Annotated in this window: 3 protein-coding genes and 1 tRNA gene; 3 read left to right on the top strand and 1 reads right to left on the bottom strand. The window is 61.6% G+C overall.

Annotation, left to right across the window (positions count from 1 at the left end; translation table 11 throughout):
• Positions 1–38 precede the first annotated feature (38 nt).
• On the bottom strand, positions 39–1,325 hold the full coding sequence (locus tag EOA38_RS30875) for an efflux RND transporter periplasmic adaptor subunit (RefSeq protein WP_126093184.1): 1,287 nt from the start codon (positions 1,323–1,325) through the stop codon (positions 39–41).
• Between the two features lie 134 nt (positions 1,326–1,459).
• Between EOA38_RS30875 and EOA38_RS30870 the strand changes: the two genes are divergently transcribed.
• From EOA38_RS30870 to EOA38_RS30860, 3 genes are all read left to right on the top strand, one after another.
• Complete coding sequence (locus EOA38_RS30870; RefSeq protein ID WP_126093185.1) at positions 1,460–2,362, top strand: PhzF family phenazine biosynthesis protein; 903 nt, start codon at positions 1,460–1,462, stop codon at positions 2,360–2,362.
• 160 nt (positions 2,363–2,522) lie between these two features.
• Positions 2,523–2,598 (top strand) — tRNA-Lys (locus EOA38_RS30865).
• 254 nt (positions 2,599–2,852) lie between these two features.
• Positions 2,853–3,557 (top strand): glycosyltransferase family 25 protein, encoded by a 705-nt coding sequence (locus tag EOA38_RS30860; RefSeq protein WP_126093186.1) that lies wholly within the window; start codon positions 2,853–2,855, stop codon positions 3,555–3,557.
• Positions 3,558–3,565: the final 8 nt, after the last annotated feature.

Below are 3,565 nucleotides of genomic sequence, written 5' to 3'. Positions count from 1 at the left end.
ACCTTGTCGAAGGTGATGAGCAGGGGAGCGGACACGGATCAGCTCCGCTGCTGCGAGCCGGTGATGACCTCGGCGCCCTGGTCGAGGCCGGACGTGATCTCGGTCAATTCGCCGTCGGTCGAGCCGATCCTGACGTTGACGGCATGCGGCCGCCCGTTTTCCAGCACATAGATCGTGCGTGAGCCGTCCGTCGGCGTCTTTGTCGCCTCACGCTGCCGGTTGGGACGGCCCATGCGGCCGGTGAACAGGTCGCGCAAGCTCCAGCCGCGGGCCGCCTGTTCGGCCGGACGATAGCGGAAGGCGGTGGCCGGCACGGTCAGCACACCCTTGGCCTGCCTGGTCACCACCGCGACGGTGGCGGTCATTCCGGGCCTGAGCAGACGCCCGCCGTTGTCGACTTCAAGCCGGGCATTGTAGGTGACGACGCCGTCGGTGGTGACCGAGGCGTAGGAGATGTCGCGGATCTCGGCGTCGAAGGGACGGTCCGGAAAAGCGTCGACGGTGAAGCGGGCATGCTGGCCGGGTTTGACCTGGCCGATATCGGCCTCGTCCACCGCCGCCTGCAGCTCCATGTTCCGCAAGTCGGCTGCGATGACGAACAGCACCGGCGCCTGCAGCGAGGAGGCGACCGTCTGGCCGGGATCGACCGAGCGCGTGAGCACGATGCCGTCGATCGGGGCATAGATCGTGCTCTTGGCAAGGTCGGTCTGCTGCGCCTTGAGATCGGCCTCAGCGATGGCGAGGTTGGCTTCGGCGCTGTCGAGCGCCGCCTTGGAGCGGTCGCGCGTCGCGGTCGCAGCTTCGAGCGACTGGTCCGTCGCCATGCCGCGCTTGGTAAGCGCGCTCGCGCGGACCACCGCTTTCTCGTTTTCCTGCAGCGTGACTTTGGCATCCTCCACGGCCGCCGCTGCCGCCTTGGCCGAGGCGGTGGCGCGTTCGATCTGGACCTCGAGCTTGGCGGTGTCGAGCGTCGCCAGCACGTCGCCCTTCTTGACCTGCTGGTTTTCGCTGACCGCGACCGAGCGGACGATGCCGGACAGCTCGCTGGAGATGTCGACCTGCGTCAACGGCTGAAGCGTGCCGGTCGCCGACACCTGGACGGTGAGGTCGGCGACCGTCGCCGGAGCGGTCGTGTATTCGATCCGGGGCGGGGCGGCGGCGTTCCAACGGTAGACGCCAATCACGACCGCCACGACCGCCAGCGCCAGCAGCGCGTAGAGCCAGCCGCGACGGCGCTTGCGGATCATGCCTTTGCGGTCGAGCCCGAGAGCTGCCTCGATGGAAGTATCGGATTCCGCCTTTGGCGGATTGACAACCTGGTCCACCCCGGACCCCTATAGCGAAGAATTGATGTCCCTATTTGTGCACAAATCATGCCTTAAGGTTCGAATTTCAAATTAAATTTCCCTCATGTTGGGATTGAGGCGGAAGATTCGGAGCGAGGCGGAAGGCTTTCTCGATGGCGCGCAGCTACTTGCTTTACGATGTGTTCACGACCGAGCGGCTGGCCGGGAATCCGGTCGCCGTGGTGCTCGACAGCGAGGGGCTGGACACGGCCGCCATGCAGGCGATCGCACGCGAATTCAACCTGTCCGAGACGGTTTTCGTGCTGCCGCCCGAAAATCCCAAGCACAGCAACCGTATCCGTATCTTCACGCCCGACTACGAGATGCCGTTCGCCGGCCACCCGACGGTCGGTTCGGCTATCGCGCTTGCGGAGCTGAAAGGCGAGACGACAGGCATCTTTGTGCTGGAAGAAAACATCGGCCCTGTGCGTTGCGCGGTGAGCAAGCATGATGGCGCCATTTTCGCGGAGTTCGACCTGGCGAAACTGCCGGAGCGCCTGGAACTCGTCGCCGACCCGGAAATGATCGGCGCGGCGCTCGGTCTTGCTCCGCACGAGATCGGCTTCGAGAATCACCGCGTTTCCTTCTGGTCGGCCGGCGTGCCCTACGTCACCATTCCGGTCTCCGGCCTCGAAGCGGCCGCAAAAGTCAGGCTGGACAACCAGGCCTGGTCGGAACTCGCGCCGCGCAAGAGCGAATGGGCCTTTGCCAGCCCCTATGTCTATTGCCGCGACAGGGTGCATCACGACAGCGCCTTCCATGTCCGCATGATCGTGCCTGGCAATCCCTCGTACGAGGACCCGGCGACCGGCTCGGCCGCGGCCGCCTTTGCCGGCACCATCATGCATTTCGATGGTCCAACGGACGGAATCTCACAGCTCTGGATCGAGCAGGGGCTGGAAATGGGCCGGCCTTCGCGCATCCGCCTCGAGCTCAATGTCGACGGCGGAAAACTGGCCTCGGCGCGCATCGGCGGCCATGCGATCCGGGTCGCGGAAGGCAAGTTGTTCGTCTGACCGGTGCGGCTTTTTTTGAGCGAGCATGATCTTTTCCGAAAACCGGAATCCACTTTTCGGGATCATGCCGTGTCGATTTGTCGGGAAATGATCCGGCAGGGCTGGACATCGCCGAAACCGGCGGCTATATGCCCGCCGACGCTGGGTTTCCCGGCGGTGTGGGTGTGTAGCTCAGTTGGTAGAGCAGCTGACTCTTAATCAGCGGGTCCACAGTTCGATCCTGTGCACACCCACCAATTAACTATCTGATATTATTCTTTTTTCCGCTGCGACGCCAGCGCATCGGGCTGCCAACGGTTTGCAATTCTGACCGCTGGTTTCCAATTCGCGTTGTGTTCCTGATCCAGGCTGCCGGACCTCGGAGGCCATTCGAATTTGAGCTGAGAACTTTAACATCCCGCCGTCAAAGCAGCAGGCGGCTAATCGTCTATCGCTAAGGTGACAATCTATAAAAATAGGATATAGCGGTGAGCCCAAGGGGGGTGGGGCTATGTTCAAAGACCAAGTCTTTATTCGTATATGCCATGTGAAAACCGGCTATGAAGACCGGGAGCGGCACATTGTTGCGGAATTTGGCAGTCGCGGCGTACCGGTAAACTGGTATCTGGATCATGACATTGCCGACCTTCTCGATGAGGAGCAGCGTTCAGGGAGGGCCGCGGAGGTGTCGCTGTCGCGTAAGCATATCGGGATATGGCATGACTTCCTGAAAACCGATCTGCCGTATTGCCTGGTCTTCGAAGATGATGTGTTTCTTGCTCGCAACTTCGTCACACGCTTGGCCGACTGCCTCAAGGAAATCGGAACGGACCGGAAGGCAGTCGTATACCTTGGAAATGGCGGAAATTACTACACGCCGCGATCCACGCTGAGGAAGGGGCAGTTCCTGTATCCCGGGAAGCACTCCAGATGCACGGATTCCTATATCCTCACGCGGTCGGCCGCCGAGGCTCGATGCCAGTGGTTCAGCGCCAGCAAACTGGTCCGGCCGATCGACTGGGAAGTCAATGATAGCGACCGAGAGACCGGGACAGAAATTCTGTGGTTCGAAAGGCCGATCGTCGAACAAGGCACCCACAACGGCCGCTTTGCTACATCGATCTCACCGAAGCGGCAAAGGCCACTCTGGTACAAGCGCTCAGAGTGGGCCTTTAAGAAGTACCGCCGAAAGGTATTTGGTCACACCGCTGGCTAGAGCAATTC

This window comes from Mesorhizobium sp. M1E.F.Ca.ET.041.01.1.1, assembly GCF_003997355.1.
Taxonomy (GTDB): domain Bacteria; phylum Pseudomonadota; class Alphaproteobacteria; order Rhizobiales; family Rhizobiaceae; genus Mesorhizobium.
This window is presented reverse-complemented; position numbering and strand designations above follow the sequence as displayed.

Excerpts from the sequence above, each read along its gene's own strand:
- EOA38_RS30860 (WP_126093186.1), top strand. The coding sequence starts at position 2,853 with ATGTTCAAAGACCAAGTCTTTATTCGTATATGCCATGTGAAAACCGGC.
- EOA38_RS30870 (WP_126093185.1), top strand. The coding sequence starts at position 1,460 with ATGGCGCGCAGCTACTTGCTTTACGATGTGTTCACGACCGAGCGGCTG.